We start from the raw sequence: 18,256 nt of genomic DNA on the forward strand, positions 1-18,256 counted from the left end.
GGTCGACCGTTGTCGACCCGCCACGTCGCCGATTTGGAGATGAATCTTCCCCGGCGTCAGTCGGCGATGGCGTCCAGGCCCAGCCGCCCCAGCTTGGAAAGGACCGCCAGACCGTCTCCGGCGCTGATGACCTCGTCCGCCTTAGGCTTTTCGATCAAGGTCCCGTTGGCGCGTTCGATGCGCACGACCAGCACACCACCACGCCGTTCGAAGTCACCGACCGTGACCCGTCGCGCGGCGAAGGAGGCCGGCGCGGTGACCAATCCAAGATCCAATCCCAACTGCGCCAAGGCCTCGCTCTGCTGCGCGTCCGGCGCACGGGCTTCTTTCAGGAAGCCGGCGAGGCGCGGGTAAAGGATCATCTCGGCGATGCGCTCGGCGCCGATATGGGCCGGCATCACCACCTTGTCCGCGCCGGCCTGAACGAGCTTTCGCTCGGTCGTGGGTCGCTCGCCCCGGGCGATGATCTCGATCTTGGGATTGAGGCTCCGGGCCGACAGGGTGATGAACACGTTCGCCGCGTCGTCCGGCAGTACGGTGGCCAGCACCTTGGCCCGCTCGACATGCATGGCGCGCAGCACGTCCTCGTCGGTGGCGTCGGCGTGTCGGCACAGGTAGCCCAGATCCCGCGCGTCCTGGCATCGCGCCTCATCGCGCTCGACCACCACGAAGCGTTCTCCCGCGGCTGCCAGCTCATTGGCCAGCATCAGGCCGATGCGGCCGAAACCACAGATGACGATGTGTCCGTCGAGTTTTTCGATGTCGCGTTCCACGCGCTTTCCGAAGAAGTGTTCCAACTGAGTCTGGGTCAGCGCCTGAACCAGTGCGCCCGTGACGACAATGACGCCGGTGCACCCGAACACCATCGTGGCCATCGTGACCGCGTGCAAGTAGTCGGTGTCGATGGGCCGAACCTCACCGTAGCCGACGGTGAAGATGGTCAGGGTGACCATGTAGAGCGCGTCACCGAAAGGCCAACCGGCGCGCATGTAGCCCTGGATCGCCACCCCCGCCACGGCGAGCACGAAGGCGATCGCGAAGGCCAGGTTGCGAAAGGGCCGCGCGATCAGCCCGCCGATCACGCGCTCCCCTCGCCTCACCGCCCCTTGAACCCTGTCGCGACCAGGAAGACCTCCGAGCTGTCCTGCCGGCTAGCCTTGGGCTTGAAGTGCTGCACCTTGTCGAAATGGCGCTTTAGCTTGCCGATGACCTCGGCGGTCTCGCCGCCCTGGAACGCCTTGGCGACGAACGCGCCGCCGGGCTTGAGGACGTCGATAGCGAACTCGGCGGCGATCTCGATCAGGCCGACGATCCGCAGGTGATCGGTCTCGCGGTGGCCCACGGTGTTGGGCGCCATGTCGGACATGACGAGGTCGGGTTCGCCGCCCAACAGCTCCAGAAGCTTCTCGGGCGCGCCCTCGGCGGTGAAGTCCATCTCGAGCAGGTGAGCCGGCGCCACGGGATCGACAGGCAAAAGGTCGATCCCCGCCAGGGTGGTCACGCCGCGCTCGACGGCGATCTGCAGCCAGCCGCCCGGGGCGCAGCCCAGATCGATGACCTTCGCGCCCTTGCGGAAGAAGTGGAACTTGTCGTCGATCTCGCTGATCTTGAACGCCGCCCGGCTGCGGTAGCCCAGCGCCCGGGCCTTGGCTGAGAACGGGTCATTGATCTGGCGTTCCAGCCAGGCCTGCTGGCTGGGGGTGCGACCATAGGCGGTCTTCAGGCGCGCGGGCTTGCCGCGTCCGCCTTCATTGCCGCCGGCCGGCGGCTTGACCATGCGCTTGCGGGGCGGCTCTTCGTCACTCATGCGGCTTCAGACTTCTTGGGGGCGCCGCCGCGACGACGCCGACGAGGGCGCCGCTGCTGATCGGACATCAGGGACAACAGAAGCCCCTCTCTAAGCCCTCGATCGGCCACACGCACGCGCGAACATGGCCACAGCTCTTGCACGGCCTGGAGGATCGCCGCACCGGCCAATACGAGATCGGCGCGATCAGCCCCGATGCAAGGCTCTGCAGCCCGCTCCGCCGACGTCAAACCCAGCAAGCGATCCGCCGCCGCGTCACAGTCCGTCCGCTTCATCCAGAGGCCATCGACCACGTTGCGATCATAGCGCGGCAAGCCCAGGTGCAGGCCTGCAAGGCTGGTGATGGCGCCGGACGTGCCGACAAGGTGCGCCCGGCCCTCTGCAAAGACTTTCCGCATCGGCTCGGCGTGCGGGAACGCCTCGATCCGCGCCTTCACGTCGTCGACCATGGCGCGGAACCAGGCCGGATTGGCTTGCTCGCCCTCTGGGAACCGCTCGGCCAGGGTCACCACGCCGACGGGGATCGACAGCCAGGCCTTGATCGGCAACTTCCAGGCCGCGAACTGGCGAGGTTTCGAGTCCAGCCCGCCCCCGTTCAGATCCACCCAGGACAGTTCCGTCGAGCCGCCGCCGACATCGACGACCAGCGCCGCATCCTGCTGGCGATCGAACAGGCTCATGCATCCAGCGACCGAAAGCTGCGCCTCCTCGCGCGGGCTGATGATCTGAAGCTTGAGGCCCGTCTCTTCGTGGACGCGTCGAACAAAGTCAGGACCGTTGGTCGCGCCGCGACAGGCCTGGGTCGCCACCGCCTTGACGCGGATCGCCTTGCGACGACGGATCTTCTCGGCGCAGACCTTCAAGGCCGCCAGCGAGCGCTCCATGGCCACGTCCGAGAGCTGCCCGCTTTGAGACAGCCCCTCGCCCAAGCGCACGATACGAGAATAGGCCTCGACCACGCGGAATCCGCGCGGCGTCGGGGTGGCCACCAATAGGCGGCAATTGTTGGTCCCGAGATCGAGCGCCGCATAGCACGACGTCTCCTCCGGCGACCGCCGGCGCCGCCCAGTTGGCGCGCCGGGCGCGCGCGGCGCCTCCGACATGGGTCTACCCACCTGTCTCGCAGACGCCGCGAACAGCTGCGACGTCTCATTTCGAGTCGACCATAGCATGTCACTCGCGCGTCGGAAGGCGCCGCCTTGCCATCCGCGTTCCGACAATTACGTTCAGGAATCAGTCAGGTGCGGCTGTTATTCTGAGCGCCATGAATTCTCGTCTCGCCAAATTCGCGATCGGACAGGTCGTCAGGCACCGGATCTTCCCCTTCAGAGGGGTGGTGTTCGACGTCGATCCGGTATTCGCCAATACCGAGGAGTGGTGGCAGTCCATCCCGGAGGATATCCGGCCGACCAAGGACCAGCCATTCTACCATCTGTTGGCCGAGAACGAGGACAACAGCTACGTCGCCTACGTGTCCGAACAGAACCTCCTGCCCGACGACAGCGGCGAGCCGATCGGCCATCCGCAGACGGCGGTGATCTTCGAGTCTTTCGACCACGGCCTCTACAAGCTTCGGCCGCGAATTTCGCACTAAGCCCGAGGGCCGCCTGCTTCTGCGGCATCTCGTTGCGAGCTTCCGGGTTTGCGAACAACGTTTCTCCGCCGATCCGGTCATATGGCGAAGATTCCGAACAGCAATTGCCAAATCCGGGGCGTAGCGTCCTCGCATGAGCGGAGATGGCCTGAGCAACGGACCGCCCCCCGGCGCGCGTCCCGACTGGACGATTGATCAGGGCTGGGAAACCTACACCCAGGCCGAGCACGACGTCTGGATCACCCTGTACGAGCGGCAGACCGACATGCTGCATGGTCGCGCGTGCGACGAGTTCCTGCGGGGGCTGGACGCGCTGGACCTGCACCGCTCGGGCATTCCGGACTTCGCGCGCATCAACGAAGAGCTCAAGCGCCTGACGGGCTGGACCGTGGTTGCGGTGCCCGGCCTGGTGCCGGACGACGTCTTCTTCGATCACCTCGCCAATCGACGCTTTCCCGCCGGCCAGTTCATCCGCAAGCCGCATGAGCTGGACTACCTGCAGGAACCCGACATCTTCCACGACGTGTTCGGCCACGTGCCGATGCTGACCGACCCGGTCTTCGCCGACTACATGCAGGCCTATGGCGAAGGCGGCCGCCGCGCCTTGGGCCTGGGTCGCCTGGCCAATCTGGCCCGGCTCTACTGGTATACGGTGGAGTTCGGCCTGATGAACACGCCAGCTGGCCTTCGGATCTACGGCGCGGGGATCGTGTCGTCGCGGACCGAGTCGATCTTCGCCCTCGATGACCCCTCCCCCAACCGGATCGGCTTCGATCTGGAGCGCGTGATGCGCACGCTCTACCGGATCGACGACTTCCAGCAGGTCTATTTCGTGATCGACTCGATCCAGACCCTGCAGGACGTGACCCTTCGCGACTTCGGCGCGATCTACGAGCGGCTAGCCAGCGCCACCGATATCGGCGTCGCCGAGATCGTTCCCGGCGACGCCGTACTGACGCGCGGCACCCAGGCCTACGCCACGGCCGGCGGTCGGCTGGCCGGCGCGGCGGCGGGCTGACCCTTCAGTCCGAATAGAGCCCTGACGCCCGGGATGCGCCGCACGATCTCATAGGTCGCAAAGCACCCGGCGAAGGTCGCCGCCACCAGGATCGCGCCTTCCAGGGCTTGGGGCAGGCCCAGCTTGGCCAGGTTGTGCGCCATCACGACGATCAGGGTCTGGTGCACGATGTAGAACGGGAAGACGCCCAGCGTCAGATAGCGCAGCACCGGCCCGCCCTTGTCCGACAGATGCTTGGCCCCAAAGCCCAGGATGGCGGCGATCGCGCACCACTGGTCGGTGGCGTAGACGCATCGCATGACGATCCGCAGGGCCTCCGGCGGGTTGGCGTCATCGGCGCGATAGATCCAGGCGTAGCTCGCCCAGCCAGCCCAACAGAGAATGGCGAGCGTTAGCGCCGTCCACCGAGCGTTGATCAGCCGGACCTTCAGCACCTCGGACTTGGCGAGCCCAAAACCGAGCAGGAATGCTGAGAACGAGACGGCGTGATTGTACCAGTCCTCGATCAGGTCGTGCGTGATCTCGAAGCGCGGCATAAGGAAGATCCGCATCACCGCCAGGAAGACGACGGGCCAAATCAACAGCCCAGCGCCCTTGAGCGAACGCTCCAGACCGCCTTGCAGCCGGTCGCCCAGCTTGGGCAGGACCAGCAGCATCAGGGCCAGAACCAGGGAATAGACCAGCAGGTAGGCGACGAACCACATGTGGTTCCAGGTCGGGGTGATCAGGCACTCTCCCTGATCGCACCAGTTGCCCGATGCGGTCGCGTATTTCCGCCAGAACACGCCATAGCTATCGACCGCGACCGGCGCACCGGGGTTAGCGGCGACGTGCTCGACGATCTCGTAGTAGCTTTGCGGCGGCACGATCACGAACATGGCGAACAGCAACGGCGGCAGCAGCCGCGCGATACGCGACGTCGTCAGCCGCCCCACCGACGTCCTGTCAGCCATGAACCGCGTCGCCGCGCCCGAGACCAGAAACAACAGGGTCAGCCGCCAGGGGTTAGTCAGTTGCATCAGAGGCTCGAGGGCCTCGACCGGATGCGGCGTCTTCACGTGCCAATCCCACGGCACATAGAACATTCCGGTATGGTAGAGGATCAGCAGGAAGAACGCGCCGACCCGAATCCAATCGAGGTCATGGCGCCGGTCGAGGCTTGTCACACTGGTCATGGGTGCGTCCGACTTGAGAAGCGATGCCAAGGACCTGCCGCGCGGCCCCGCTTCAGGCCAAGTCCAGGGGGATCAGCGGGTATTGGCTGGGACGACCGGAATGCGCTTGGGGACCAACGGCGGCCTTTTCGGGATCACCGGCGAGGAGCGCCAGTGGCTGCTTCGCGCCTGGCTCCTGGGCGTTTGCCTGATCAGTTGCTTCTGCATCGTCAACACCCTGACGATCCAGCATGACTCGCCGGACCTTGGCCTAATCCGCCCGGTCATCTGGGAAGCCAGCAGCGCGCTCGTCACCATGGTGATCTTCACCATCCCGGCGGCGATGGCGTTCTGGACCAGCCGCGTCCGTCCACGCTGGTGGATCGCGCTACCGGCGCACCTCGCGGCGCTTGTCGCCTACTCGGCGCTGCACGTCGCGGGCTTCCTGGCGCTGCGCGAATGGGCGCACGCCGCCGTTCTGAACGAGGCCTACAACTACGGGCCGCTCTCGACCGAGTTTCCCTACGAGTTCCGCAAGGACTTCCTGGCCTACCTGATCGCCTTGGGAATTTTCTGGCTGGCGCTGCAACGCGGCGGCCAGACGCCTAGCGCGACGGGGCCAACGCGCCCCGCGACCTTCGACATTCAGGACGGCGCGCGGCTGATCCGCGTTGCGGTGGACAAGATCATCGCTGTCCGCTCGGCGGGCAACTATGTCGAGTTCATTCTCGCCGATGAGCGACGCCCGTTGATGCGATCGTCCCTGGCGGCCATGCAGGACGCGCTCGCGCCCCAGGGCTTCGTGCGCAGCCACAAGTCCTGGCTGGTGAACAGAGCGCTGGTCACAGGCCTGAGGCCTGAGGGTTCGGGCGACTACACGGTGGAGCTGGGCGCACTGGAAGCGCCCCTATCACGGCGCTTTCCCGAAGCCTTGGCGGCGCTGCGCGATCCCGCCTAACCGACGGGTCGCAGCAACAGACCCATCAGGATGTCGTCCTCGAAGCGGCCATCGGGCAAGCGACCGCGCGCAACCTGCCGGCCCTCATGGCGAAAGCCCAGCCGCTCATAGAGGCGAACCGCGCCCGGATTGCCCGCGCCGGCCGCCAGCTCGATCCGCACGATCTCAGGTTCCGCCGATCGCGCCCAGTTGATCAGCGCCTCGAACAGTTTGGAGCCAACCCCACGCCCCTGCTGGTCAGGACGCACGGCGACTGTCAGGCCGCCCAGGACGTGAGCAAACAGCGCGATCGTCTCGCGCTTCGCATGGATCTCGCCGCAGACGGTTCCGTCCGCGTCGACCGCGACAAGACAGATGTCAGCGGCGATCGCGGCCTCGGCAAAGGCCGTCGTCACCTCCTCGGGCGTGCGAGCCAAGGCGCCGGGCGTCACCGCTGCGGAGCGATGCACAGCGACGATCGCGTCGCGATCGGCGACCGTGGCGCGACGAACCGTGATGCTCATGCCGTTCTCTGGAAGGGGTAGAAGTCATCGCCCAATCCCAGAATCTGGGTCAGCTCGTCAAGCGCCTCGCGGCTCTCGGTCAAGAGCCTCGGATCGGCCAAATCCGCCGGTGAGAGGCGGTCGCGATAGCGACGGATGATCCAGTCGGCCAGGGTCTCCTGAAGGTCGGCTGTGAAGCGTTGGGCCGGGTTCGTCGCCGCCAGCTCAGCCTCTGTCAGCACGACACGGAGGCGCAGGCAGGCAGGGCCGCCGCCATTGCGCATGCTCTGGCGGACATCGACATACTCGACCCGGCCGATGGGTCCGTTCGAGGCCGCGAGGCCTTCGGCCACGGCGTAGGCGCGCGGGTTGTCTCGCGTCTCGACCGGCGCCAGCAACACCAGCCGGTCCTCGCCGGGAACGACCAGCAGTTGGGAATTGAACAGGTAGCTGGCGACCAGATCGGCCATCGGCAGCTCGGCTTCGGTCACCTCGACGAAGACAGGCTCGAACAGCCCGTTCGCCGCAGCCCGAACCTCGCGCTCCATCGCGGCGCGGTCCTCGAACGCTCGCTCGTGGAAGAACAGGCACTCACGCGTGCCCACGCAGACGACGTCGTTGTGAAACGCGCCACCCTCGATCGCCGCCTTGCCCTGCTGCGGAAACACCGCGCGGGCCGCACCGTGCCGGCGCTGGACAGCCTCAAACGCTTCCCTTGTCTGGCGGGCGGGGAAACGGCCGTCCCAGTGGCCCCAAGCCTCGCGCCCCCAGACGAACAGATTGACGCCCGGCGCACCGTGCTCGGCGCAGAGCCGCACATGGTTGGCCGCGCCCTCGTCGGCGAAATGCGGCTGGGCCGGCAACGGGTCGTGGACGGCGAACCGCGTCTCGTCCGGAAACAGGCGTCGCAGCGACCGGGTGGTCTGCGGGCCTTCCAGGCTACGATGCAGGTTGGTCAGCAGGTTGGCCGGCGTGAAATGCACGCGTCCATCGGCGGCGTCGGCGCTGGGCGTGACCGTCGCGGCGTTGGCGGCCCACATCGGCGAGGCTGAACAGGCCGCCGCCGCCAAGGCCGGCGCGTCCTTCCACGCCGAGGCGATGATCGCGTCTTCCGAGCCCGAAAAGCCAAGCGCTTTCAGAAGGTTTACGGCCGGCCTTTCATGCGGCGCCAGCACGAATTGGGGCAGGCCCAGATCGGCCAGACGCCGCATCTTGGACAACCCTTCCAGGGCCGCGCCGCGTGGATTGGAGACCTCGCCGGCGTTGCGCGTGCTCGCCAGGTTGCCGGGCGAGAGCCCGACATAGGAATGGGTCGGCCCGACCAGGCCGTCACAATTGGCTTCCAGAGCGAAGGTCATCCTCGCAAACCCTTGATATCGTTCAAGGTGTCAGCCACTTCCTGCGCTTCGAAACTCGCAACCGGATAGGCGCAGTAGTCTGCGGCGTAGTAGGCGCTTGGCCGATGATTGCCGGACGCGCCCAGACCGCCGAACGGCATCGAACCGGCAGCGCCGGTGGTCGGCCGGTTCCAGTTGACTACGCCGGCGCGAATACGATTGAGGAACGTCTCCCAAAGCGCTGAATCATTGGAGATAAGCCCCGCAGAAAGGCCGTAGCGCGTGGCGTTCGCGGCCGTCATCGCCTCGTCGAAGCTCGCGACCCGGCGGACTTGCAGCAGCGGCGCGAACAGCTCCTCGTCGGGGGTGTCGACGCCGGTGACGTCGATGAGGCCGGGCTTGAGGAACGCCTCGCCCAGGCCCGCGACACCGTCCAGCGGGAGGATCGAAACGCCAGGCCTCGCCGAAGCGACATCCCGGGCGGCCTTCGCAGCACGGGCGGAGATCAGCGGGCCCATGAACGGCTCGCTCGCGTCGTTCCAGGCGCCGATCGTCAGGCGCTCGACCAAAGCCGCCGTCGCCTCGATCACCGCCTGGCCGGAAGCGTCGTTCGGCACGATCAGCCGGCGCGCGCACGAGCACCGCTGGCCGGTGGTGATAAAGGCCGACTGCACGACCAGGGCCGCCACGGCCTCCGGCGCATCATCGGCGTTCCACACCACCAGCGGGTTGTTGCCGCCCAGTTCCAAGGCCAGGATCACGTCCGGGCGATCGGCGAAGTAGCGGCGGAAGTAGGTTCCGGCTGCGGCTGAGCCTGTGAACAGCAGACCGTCGATCTCGTGGGCGATCAGCGCCTGTCCGGCCTCACGCCCGCCCTGGACGAGATTGACCACGCCGGCCGGCACGCCGGCGGCCTCGAGGGCCTCGACCATCAATTGACCCGCCAGCGGCGTTTCTTCCGACGGCTTGAACACCACCGTGTCGCCGGCCAGCAGAGCCGGCACGATATGGCCGTTGGGCAAGTGTCCCGGGAAGTTGAACGGCCCTAGCACGGCCATGACGCCATGGGCGCGGTGGCGCAAGACCGCGCGACCGAACGGCATCGCGTTCTCCGTGACGCCGGTGCGCTCGTCATAGGCGCGGATCGACAGGTCGACCTTGCCCGCCATCGATGCGAGCTCGGCCTTGGTCTCCCAAAGCGCCTTGCCGGTCTCGCGGCTCAAGTCCTCGGCGAAGGCCGCCGCACGCTCGACCAGAATGTCCTTGTAGCGGCGCAGGATGGCGATCCGCTCGTCGCGCGGACGGTCGGCCCAGGCCGGGAACGCCTTGCGCGCTGCGGCGACCGCTTCGGCGACGTCGGCCTCGCTGGCGGTCGCCCCGCTCCAGACCGCCTCGCCCGTGGCCGGGTCTATGGACACCAGCGCCGCGCCATGGCCCGCACGCCATTTGCCGTCGATGAACAGTCCGCCGCTCATGCTTTCACCCGCACAACTTCGCCTTCGCTGACACCCAAGGCCTCCATCGCATCCCGACCGAGAATCGCCGCGTCACCATCGATCAACACCGGCGCCCGCACCGCGCGGAACCGCGCCACTTCGCCGGTGGAGATCAAAGCTTCTTCACCGTAGGCGTCTTCGCCCGGCTTGACCCGCAGTCGGCGCGCATCGCGCACGGTGCGGATATCGTCGCGCGGACAGGCCACGGTCGGGCCGGCGTCGAACAGGTCGACAAGGCCTTGATAGCGGAAGCCTTCGCGTTCCAGCATCGCCCGCGCGGCCTCGCCGTCCCGATGGACACGGCCGATCACATCGCGGGCCTCTTCGGGCAGAAGCTCGGTATAGATCGGGTGACGGGGCGCCAGGTCGAGAATGAACTGCCCATCGGTCGAGGCGCTCATCAGGTCTGCCTGGTCGAACTCCAGCCGGAAGAACTTGCTGGCCACGTGCTCCCAGAACGGGCAGCCACCGTCCTCGTTGAACCAGCCCCGCAGCTCGGCCAGCACCATCTCGGCGAAGCGTTGCGGCTCGATGCCGATCAGCATGTAGCGCGATTGGGCCAGCAGCCGCCCGGCCCCGCCCTTGCGCTTCTCGGGGCGGAGAAACAGCGAACCGACCTCGGACCAGCCCGCGCATTCGTTCACCAGCACCAGCGCCTTGTGGTCAAAGCGCATCTCAAGGGTCGGCGAAGACTGGGCCAGCGTCACGACGCGGAACGAAAAGAACGGCCGCTTGAGGCCAACGCCGGCCTTCACGCCCGCGACGCCTTCGATGCTTCCCGCGTCCAGGTCCTCCAGCATCAGGGTGTACCAGGCCTCGGGCGGCGCGACCCCGGCCTGGAAGCTGGCCTCCGACAGGGCAAGACGCGTGCGAAGCGTGGGCTCGTCCTCGGGCAGGCTGGTGAAGCCGCGTCCAGACAGGACGGCCAGCTCCATCAGGGCTTCGAAGTCTGCAGAACCGGCGGGACGGACGACGAGCATTCAGACAGTCTCCATGGCCGCGCGGATCGCTCTGGCGTCGATCTCCCCGCTGGCCAGTTTCATCAGGATCGTCGCCGAGAGCTGGGCGCGCTCGACGAAGCTTTCGGGCCAGGCGTGCTCGGCCTCGCTATGGATATCGCCGCCGCGCACCCCCAGGGTGTCGACGTTGGGCAGGCCGGACGCGAAGAGGTTGTTGCCTTCGCAAACGCCGCCGGAAGGCTTCCAGGTGATGTCCTGCCCCAGCAGAGCGCCAGCTTCCTTCACCGCCCCGAACAGTTTTTGCTGGGCGGCGTTGAACGGCTTGGCGCCACGCGTGATCAGGCCGTGTAGATGCGCGTGCAGGTCGGGATCGACTTCGCTCACGATCCGCGCGACCTCGGCCTGGAACCAGGCTGCGGTCTCGGCTTCCGGAAAGCGGACATTGAACCGGACGACGGCGATGTCGGGCACCATGTTCAGAGGCGCGCCGCCGTCGATCCGCGCCACATTCACCGTAAGACCGTCGCGCAAACCGTTCACAGCATGCAGCTTCTCGGCGACGCGCGCCGCCCCGACGACGGCGTTGCGGCCCGCCGCGAAATCCCGCCCGGCGTGCGCGGCGCGGCCGTGGATGACGATGTGGAAATTGCCCGACCCCTTGCGCGCCGCGGCCAGGGCGCCGTCGGCCAAGGCCGGCTCATAGGTAAGGCCCACGTGCCCCAGGCACGCGAACTCTGAGAGCACCGGGCCTGACGCGATCGAGCCGATCTCCTCGTCCGGCGACAGAAGGACCCGATAGCCGATGTTGGCGGCCAGGGGGTGCGCCTCAAAGGCCTCCAGCGCCGCCAGCATCACCGAGATGCCGCCCTTCATGTCGGCGATGCCCGGGCCGTGCAGCGCGCCGTCCGGACGGGTGCGCACCACCTGGAAGGGGCTGCCTTCCGGATAGACGGTGTCGTAGTGCCCCGTGAGGATGACCTGAACCGGCGCTTCGGGCCGGACAATCACGGCGAGGGACGGCGGATGCGGAAACTCGACCTCGCGGCCATTGGCGTCGATCTCGCGCGACGGCGCCAACGGGATATCGACCGGCGCAGCCGGCAAGCTGGCGGTGGCGTCGAGCAGAATCTGCCTCTGACGCTCCAGCCCCTCAAGGTTCCGACTTCCGGAGTTCACGGCGCACCAGTCGACGGCTCGGTCGACGATCCGACCGCCATCCTGCGCGATCCTGTCCAGAACGCCGCGATCTTCTGACGTGAGATGCATGAAAAGCCGTTCCTCCCTCAGTCAAGATAACCAAGGGCCGCGGGCAAATCGTGCTCACCTCAGACGAGGTAACCGGGGGCCCACGCAACAGCCTTGCGCCTTCAATAGTCCTTTCGCCAGCGAACGGAAAGCTTTGCGTCATTCTGACCGCCGATACGGGAGACCAGAGACAACGTCCGGCGAATCCGCCACTCGACCTGGGCTGCGGGCCCCTCACGGCCGCCGCCGATGATTTCGACATAGACATCGTCGGTGACGTACTTGCCGCCCGCCACCGTCATGCCGGTCGCGCCCTCGGCGAAAGCCAGGCGATCGAGGCGTGCGAAGCTGCGCAGGTTGCCGATGACGTCGAAGCCACCACCGCCCGCCAGCGCGGCCAGGGCCGAAGCCAGCTGGGCGGCTTCGATGGGCGACAGTTGCGCGGCCGAAGCGCCGAACAGCACCTGGCTCAGAACCTCATCGCTGGGCAGTTCCGGCCGCGAGGTCAGGGTGATCTCCGGCTTGGCCGCCGTGCCCAGGATGCGCACCACCGCCGTCAGCGCGGTGTCTTCGCGAGTCGCGGACAGATCCAGCCGCACCTGATCCAGTTGTGTGGACAGGAAAACGACGCCGTCGTCGTCGAACTCGAACCGCTTGCCGGCGAAGTCGTACTCGCCGCGCACCATGCGCGCGACGCCGCTCAGTTGCGGGGCGAGCGAGGTGCCGCCGACATGGGCGTCTAGCGACAGTTCCACATCGAGACCACGCCCTCGCACAAAGATGCGGCGCGGCGCCTTCAGGTCGAGGTCAAGGATCATCCCGCCCGTTGTGGGACGCCGCTGCAGGCCCTGATCCAGGTCCCCGGGGCGGTTGCGTTCGACGACATCCATGGCCACGACGCCCGCCGGGGTCTTGGTCTGAGCCGAAACGTCGGCGCGATCGAGGGTCACAGCCCCGGTCAGCTTGATCTTGCCGTCCGCCGAGCGGTTCACGCTGGCCTGGCCCGTCGCCACCGCCGAGGCCAGATCGTTGTCGATCAGGCGGAAGCTCTTCATGTCGAGCTTGAAGTTGCCTTCACCGCCGCGCGAAAGGCTGATCCGGCCCGCGCCGGAAATCGAACCGCCCTGCCCGTCCTCACCGATCGCCTGGCTGACGTCGATGGCGTTGTCCGCCAGCGCCGACCTGAGCGTCACATTCCGCAACCGCAGGCCCGACTGGCCGTCATCGAAACCGCCGCCGTCGAGCGTCGCCTGACCAATCAGCCGCGGATCCCCCAGCGTACCGCCCAGGCTGGCCTGAAGGTTGATCCTCCCCGACAAAGACCGCTCCGGACCCAGCAGAAGGTCCCACAGCGGCTTGATCTCGCCTTGCGCGGAGAAGCGGCCCTGAACGCCTCGGCGGCGGTTGATGGCCAGTCGAAGCGGCTTGGCCGACGCCTCGACCGGCAGCACGAGATTGGCTTCGGCCTTGAGACCTTGGCGGTTGTCGCCGTCGGCGATGATGGACAGCTGATTGTCGCGCAGCGCGCCTTGGATCTTGGCGTCGATGGACTGTTCAATCTTCGCGCCCCGCTCACGCGCGTGGGACAGCCGCACGGCGAAGTCGCCACCGAGGACGTCGCCCTGGCCTTGCAGGTTGAAGGACCCGTCGATGTCGCCATCCAGGTCCGGGTCGAAGGCGGTCAGGGAAACCCCGGCCAACTCGGCCTTCAACATCGCTGTCGCGCCGCCAAGGTCAGCGTCGATGTCAGCCCGTCCCTTGTCGACCGCCAGCCGAAGACGCGCCTGCGTCGGACCATCGCCGAACCGGATGCGGGCCGCTTCCCGTGTCTTCAGTTCGGTTCGCCCGACACGCCCCGATGCATTCAGCGTCAGATCGTAGATCTTTCCGGCCTGAGCCAAGTCGCCAGCGCCACTGAGCCGCCAAAGCCCACCCGGAGCCTCGCCTCGTGCGTCGATGGATAGAGGTAGGCGCGAGAGCGGGCCATCGGCCTTGATGCGCGCGGATCGCACCTTCCAAGCGCCGCTGGCGACATCTTCGGCCAGAAGATCCAAGGTGGCGCTCGGCGAGCCGCCGCCTGGCGCGTCGACCAGCCGCGCGGTTCCCCTGATCGCACCTTGCGGCAAGAACGCGCCTTGCTCGACCGCGACCCTGAGGTCCGCCGTCGCGGGGAGGCCCTCGCGCAGCGAGACCGCGCCCTGCGCCTTGGCGCCGCCCGCGTCGACATCAACATCGCTAAGCTCGATCCCGCCCGGCGAGAACCGGAACGATGCGCGACCACGCGCGGGACCATACTGGCTTTCAGCCTGCAAGGCGGCCGCGCCGTCGGTTCCGTTGGCGCCGCGCGCGAAGGTCAGTGTCAACCGCGCCTTCGACAGCGGCAGCCGGGGCAGGTCAATGGTGTCGAACACCGCGTTCAGATCGGCGCGTGGCGCCGAGAGCGTTCCGCCCACCCGTCCATCGCCAGCCGCCGCGCCCGCAATGTCCACCGGGCCGGCGCGGAAGGGTCCTGTCGCCGTCCAATCCAACCCGAAGTCCAGAGCCAGCCCCTGGCCCAGCTTGCCCGACGTCTTCAACGCCGCGTTGGCGCCGTCCAGCCTGGCCTCGGCGACGGTCAGGACGCCGGCGCTCCAGCTCGCCCTGCCCGCCAGGCGCGGCGCCAAGCCCAGGAGACGATCGATCTCGGCGTAACCGGTCGCGAAGTTGGCCGCCTTGCTGTCAACCGTGAAGCTCCAAGGCCGGCCCGCGAAGCTCGAGGCAGACCACTTGGCGTTGACCGAGCCCTTTGCGCCTTCCCGAACGGGCGCCAAGCTGGCGACCTTCATCTCGCCATCAAACGTCAGGCCGCCCAGTAGCCCCCGACCGCCTTGGCCGGTGACAATCAGGTTCGGCGCCTCGATCCGCGCGGCCTTGATCAAGAACCGGCCCCCCTTGACCCGGCCGCCCTCGAAGGTCGCCTTGGGACTGGACCCGAGCACCGCCAGCAGGCCTGTGCCGCCGCCGCCAGACGTGGTCGCCTGGCCTTCGATCTCAAGGTCTCCCTTGACCCAACTGACCTTCGCAGGCCCCGTCGCCCGCTTCAGGCGATAGCCTAGCAGTTCGAGATCGCTGACATCCGTCCGCCCCTCAACGACAAAGCCGCCATCGACGAGCCGGAACGCGCCCTGCACCTCGCCGCGGCCCATCTTGGGGATGGTCACGATCCGGTTCAGCGCGCCCACTCGAGCGGTGAAGGCCAGGCCATCGGGGCCGGTGCGGCGCTTGCTCAGGTCCGCCAGACCCTCGCCCCGCAGGACCAGATTCTCGGAGGTAAAGCCGATCTTCAGCGCCGACAGGCCGTCGGTGGTGGCCTTGCGGCCGTTGATGGTGAAGTCCGCGCGAGGACCGAACATGCGCGCCAGTCGCTCGGTCAGCCTTGAGGCCTCCAGATCGACACGTCCGCGGGCCGACCCGCCCTGCTCAGTCCAGGCGCCGCGCGCCTCAAGCGGCGTCTCGCGTCCCGACCGCGCGACGACATCGAAGGCCGCCCGGCTAGTGGTCCCCTCCGCCTTGGCCTTCAGGTCGAAGGTCTTGTCGGCAGGCAGCCCAAGAGCGCCCGCGATCGCGCCGCCATTGGCCTCGGTCGCGTCCGCGAGAAGGCGGAGCGACCTTGAGCGTCCCAGATCGAAATCCACATCCACGCGGTCGCCGACATGTAGTCGTGACGCGGCGGCGATCTTACCCTTCTGGCCTCCGCGTCGCGCCATCTCATAGGCGCCGTTCACATCGAAGTCGCCCTCGGCGCCGCTGAAGGCGGGGCGCGTGAGCAGCCGGAAGGCGAACGCGTCCAGGTCGACCGAAATCGGGGCCGCGCCAGATTTTCCCTTCGCCCCCATCGCAGGCCGGCGAAGCACGATGACGTCGCGCGCGGTGATCTGCTCGGCATGGAAGCGTCGCCCGAACAACTCGGTCGGCCGCCAGGCGACCCGCAGGTCGTGGGCCTCGAGCCAGATCCCCTTTTCGTCGGTGATCGTCAGGCGGCGAACCCCAAAATCCTTCCAGATATCGCCGGACAATCCTTCGATGTGCAGCTTGCCGATCCGGCCAAGCTTCAGGCCCGAGGCGCGCGCTTCCAGGAACATCCGACCTTGCGGGGTGATCGGCGCGAGCCTCAGCCCGCCCGCCATCACCAGCAGAAGCGCGGCCAGAACGCCGGCCACGATCAGCGCAACACCGCCCCAACCGACCTTTCTGGCGACCTTGACCGCCGCCTCGCCTGCCGCCTCGGTGGCTTCGGAGAGCGTATCGGTGAGATCAGGCTTGTCCTGGTCGCGGCTCAAAAGCTCTGCCCGATGCTGAGATAGATCTGAAACCTGGGGTCGCCCTTGCGACGCCCGAGCGGCGCGGCGATGTCGGCGCGGATCGGCCCAAAGCCAAGATCATAGCGGACGCCGAAGCCAGCGCCCGCACGGAGGTCCTCACGTCTGGGCGTCTTGTCCGTGCCGATGGCGCCGGCGTCGATGAAGGCGACGCCGCTCCAGCGGTCGGTGATCTTCTGGCGGACCTCGAAAGAGGTCTCGACCAGAGAAATCCCGCCTTGGGGGGTGTTGTCAGAAAGCCGGGGGCCGATCGCCTGATAGGCGTAGCCGCGCACCGAACCGCCCCCTCCGGAGAAGAAGCGCCGCGACGCCGGCACATCGAGGACGCCCGCCCCGACGATCGCGCCCAACTTCACGCGAGCCGCCAGAACCGTGCTGTCCTGCTTGCCGAAGGGCAGGTACGCAGAGCCCTGGCTGGCGAGCTTCAGATACGGCACAGAGGTGTCGCCGGCCACATAGGTCGGCTCGGCGCGCGCCTCGAGCCGCCAGCCGCGCTTGGGGTCCAGGATATCATCGGAGAAGTCCCAGGCGTAGGCGGCCAGACCCGCCAGCGTCGCCAGGTTCAGTTTTCGCCCGGCGATCAGGCCGTTGCGGTTCACCTGCTCCTTGGTCTGCGACAGATCGAACGAGACCCCGAAGGTTCGATACGCGGTCGTCTGGCGTCGTCGGGTCAGGTCGACCCCGACCGTGGCCCCGGTCTCATTGTAGGCGTCGGTGTCGTTGCGAAAGACCGAGCTGTTCAGCTTCAGCGTCTGCTGCGGCCGCCGCCAGTGCGGCAGAGAAATCTCGGCGCCGAGACGCTGTTCCAGCTTAGCGAAGCGAAGCGCATAAGTGGTTGTGTCTGCGCGCTTTTGCCGGTTGTAGCGGATCCAACGCGCGTCGACGCCCGCGCCTTCGCTGGTCGAGTAGCCCGCGCCCAGTTCGATGGTGCGGGCTTGTCGGTCGGAAAGGGTGACGACCACCGGTCGATAGCCCTCGGCCGTGGCCTTGTCGGCGCCCGCAAGCGAAACCGAAATCGAGTCGTAGACGGCGGTGTCGCGCAGCCGGCGCTCCAGCTCGGCGACATCCTCCGGGTCGTAGACATCGCCGGCCACCCACGGTGCGAGGCGACCGACCCATTCGGGATGGGTGCGCCCCTTGGTGACGACTTCGACGCCATCCAGGTGAACCAACTCGCCCGCCATGATCTTGAAGGTCGGACGAACTGTGCGGTCGGCGTGATCCACAACGACCTCGCGCACTTCGGCCGCGACATCGGCGTAGCCGAGCTTGGCGACCTGCGCGACGATCCGCCCCTCGGCGCCGACAATGTCGGCGGAACGACCGGGTTCGCCCTCGGTCAGGCGCATGGCCGCAGCAGCGCGCTGGCGCACGCCTTCATCCGGCGGCGAGCCCGACCAGTCGATCCGCGGATCAGCGAGCAGGAAGGCCGGACCGGGCGAAATCTTCACGATGGCGCGTGGCGGATCGTCTTCCGCCACATCGGGCTCGACCGTGTAGGCATAGTAGCCTTCTGCGCGCAGAACGGCGATGGCGTCTTCCCCCGCCTGCCGGGCGCGACGGCGCGCTTCGGATCGACTGCGCGGCGGCTGTTTGGACTCGGACAGCGCGCGCTGGATGGCTTCGCGAAGCGCGCGCTCCTCGACACCCTGAATCTGGGCCATCGGCTCATCGGCCCAGGCGACCGAGGCCGATAGCCAGGTCACCGCCGCAAAAGCCAGGGTAGTCCGCCCAAGCACCAAATCACGTTCCCCGCGCGAAGCGCCCCCTTCCCTGCTGTAGTCTTGGGCCGGGCGCGTGTCACGTTCGGAAATGCGGCTCAGCGCCGTCGGCGGCGCTTCCCAAACC

General features: G+C 67.4%; 14 protein-coding genes. 3 read left to right on the plus strand and 11 right to left on the minus strand.

The window, feature by feature from the left end:
* Positions 1-56: 56 nt before the first annotated feature.
* From CA606_RS11035 to CA606_RS11045, 3 genes are read right to left on the minus strand one after another with little or no spacing between them, the layout of a single operon-like run.
* Complete coding sequence (locus CA606_RS11035) at positions 57-1,100, minus strand: potassium channel family protein (RefSeq protein ID WP_096051094.1); 1,044 nt, start codon at positions 1,098-1,100, stop codon at positions 57-59.
* A complete protein-coding gene (locus CA606_RS11040) occupies positions 1,097-1,807 on the minus strand; it encodes an RlmE family RNA methyltransferase (RefSeq protein ID WP_096051093.1) in 711 nt (236 codons plus the stop codon). The genes CA606_RS11035 and CA606_RS11040 overlap by 4 nt, the downstream gene beginning before the upstream one ends.
* Positions 1,804-2,910 (minus strand): Ppx/GppA phosphatase family protein, encoded by a 1,107-nt coding sequence (locus tag CA606_RS11045; RefSeq protein ID WP_096051092.1) that lies wholly within the window; start codon positions 2,908-2,910, stop codon positions 1,804-1,806. The genes CA606_RS11040 and CA606_RS11045 overlap by 4 nt, the downstream gene beginning before the upstream one ends.
* Before the next feature lie 161 nt (positions 2,911-3,071).
* Here CA606_RS11045 and hspQ point away from each other — a divergent pair, with 161 nt between their 5' ends.
* Together hspQ and phhA are read left to right on the plus strand one after the other, a co-directional pair.
* Positions 3,072-3,401 (plus strand): heat shock protein HspQ, encoded by a 330-nt coding sequence (gene hspQ / locus CA606_RS11050; protein ID WP_010919487.1) that lies wholly within the window; start codon positions 3,072-3,074, stop codon positions 3,399-3,401.
* 133 nt (positions 3,402-3,534) lie between these two features.
* A complete protein-coding gene (gene phhA, locus CA606_RS11055; protein WP_096051091.1) occupies positions 3,535-4,419 on the plus strand; it encodes a phenylalanine 4-monooxygenase in 885 nt (294 codons plus the stop codon).
* Here phhA and CA606_RS11060 read toward each other — a convergent pair.
* Positions 4,374-5,594: an acyltransferase family protein gene (locus tag CA606_RS11060; protein ID WP_096051090.1), complete on the minus strand. Its 1,221-nt coding sequence runs from the start codon at positions 5,592-5,594 to the stop codon at positions 4,374-4,376. The genes phhA and CA606_RS11060 overlap by 46 nt on opposite strands.
* Between CA606_RS11060 and CA606_RS11065 the strand changes: the two genes are divergently transcribed.
* Entirely contained in the window at positions 5,593-6,531 is a 939-nt protein-coding gene (locus tag CA606_RS11065) for a LytTR family DNA-binding domain-containing protein (RefSeq protein ID WP_096051089.1), read from the plus strand. The two genes, CA606_RS11060 and CA606_RS11065, sit on opposite strands and share 2 nt — an antisense overlap.
* On the opposite strand, the gene CA606_RS11070 is transcribed toward CA606_RS11065, so the two are convergent.
* From CA606_RS11070 to CA606_RS11100, 7 genes are all read right to left on the minus strand, one after another.
* Positions 6,528-7,034 (minus strand): GNAT family N-acetyltransferase, encoded by a 507-nt coding sequence (locus CA606_RS11070; protein WP_096051088.1) that lies wholly within the window; start codon positions 7,032-7,034, stop codon positions 6,528-6,530. The two genes, CA606_RS11065 and CA606_RS11070, sit on opposite strands and share 4 nt — an antisense overlap.
* Positions 7,031-8,371 carry an N-succinylarginine dihydrolase gene (gene astB, locus CA606_RS11075; RefSeq protein ID WP_096051087.1) on the minus strand — a complete coding sequence of 447 codons (1,341 nt, stop codon included), beginning with the start codon at positions 8,369-8,371 and terminating at the stop codon, positions 7,031-7,033. Before astB ends, CA606_RS11070 begins: the two co-directional genes overlap by 4 nt.
* Entirely contained in the window at positions 8,368-9,825 is a 1,458-nt protein-coding gene (gene astD, locus CA606_RS11080; protein ID WP_096051086.1) for a succinylglutamate-semialdehyde dehydrogenase, read from the minus strand. Before astD ends, astB begins: the two co-directional genes overlap by 4 nt.
* Positions 9,822-10,826, minus strand: a complete 1,005-nt coding sequence (locus CA606_RS11085; protein ID WP_096051085.1) for an arginine N-succinyltransferase — start codon at positions 10,824-10,826, stop codon at positions 9,822-9,824. The genes astD and CA606_RS11085 overlap by 4 nt, the downstream gene beginning before the upstream one ends.
* Positions 10,827-12,071, minus strand: a complete 1,245-nt coding sequence (locus tag CA606_RS11090; protein WP_096051084.1) for a hydrolase — start codon at positions 12,069-12,071, stop codon at positions 10,827-10,829.
* A 101-nt stretch (positions 12,072-12,172) separates the two neighbouring features.
* Positions 12,173-16,255, minus strand: a complete 4,083-nt coding sequence (locus CA606_RS11095; protein WP_181242899.1) for a translocation/assembly module TamB domain-containing protein — start codon at positions 16,253-16,255, stop codon at positions 12,173-12,175.
* Positions 16,256-16,365: 110 nt separating this feature from the next.
* A complete protein-coding gene (locus CA606_RS11100; protein ID WP_096051082.1) occupies positions 16,366-18,150 on the minus strand; it encodes an autotransporter assembly complex protein TamA in 1,785 nt (594 codons plus the stop codon).
* Positions 18,151-18,256: the final 106 nt, after the last annotated feature.

Source organism: Caulobacter vibrioides (assembly GCF_002310375.3).
Lineage (GTDB): Bacteria > Pseudomonadota > Alphaproteobacteria > Caulobacterales > Caulobacteraceae > Caulobacter > Caulobacter vibrioides_D.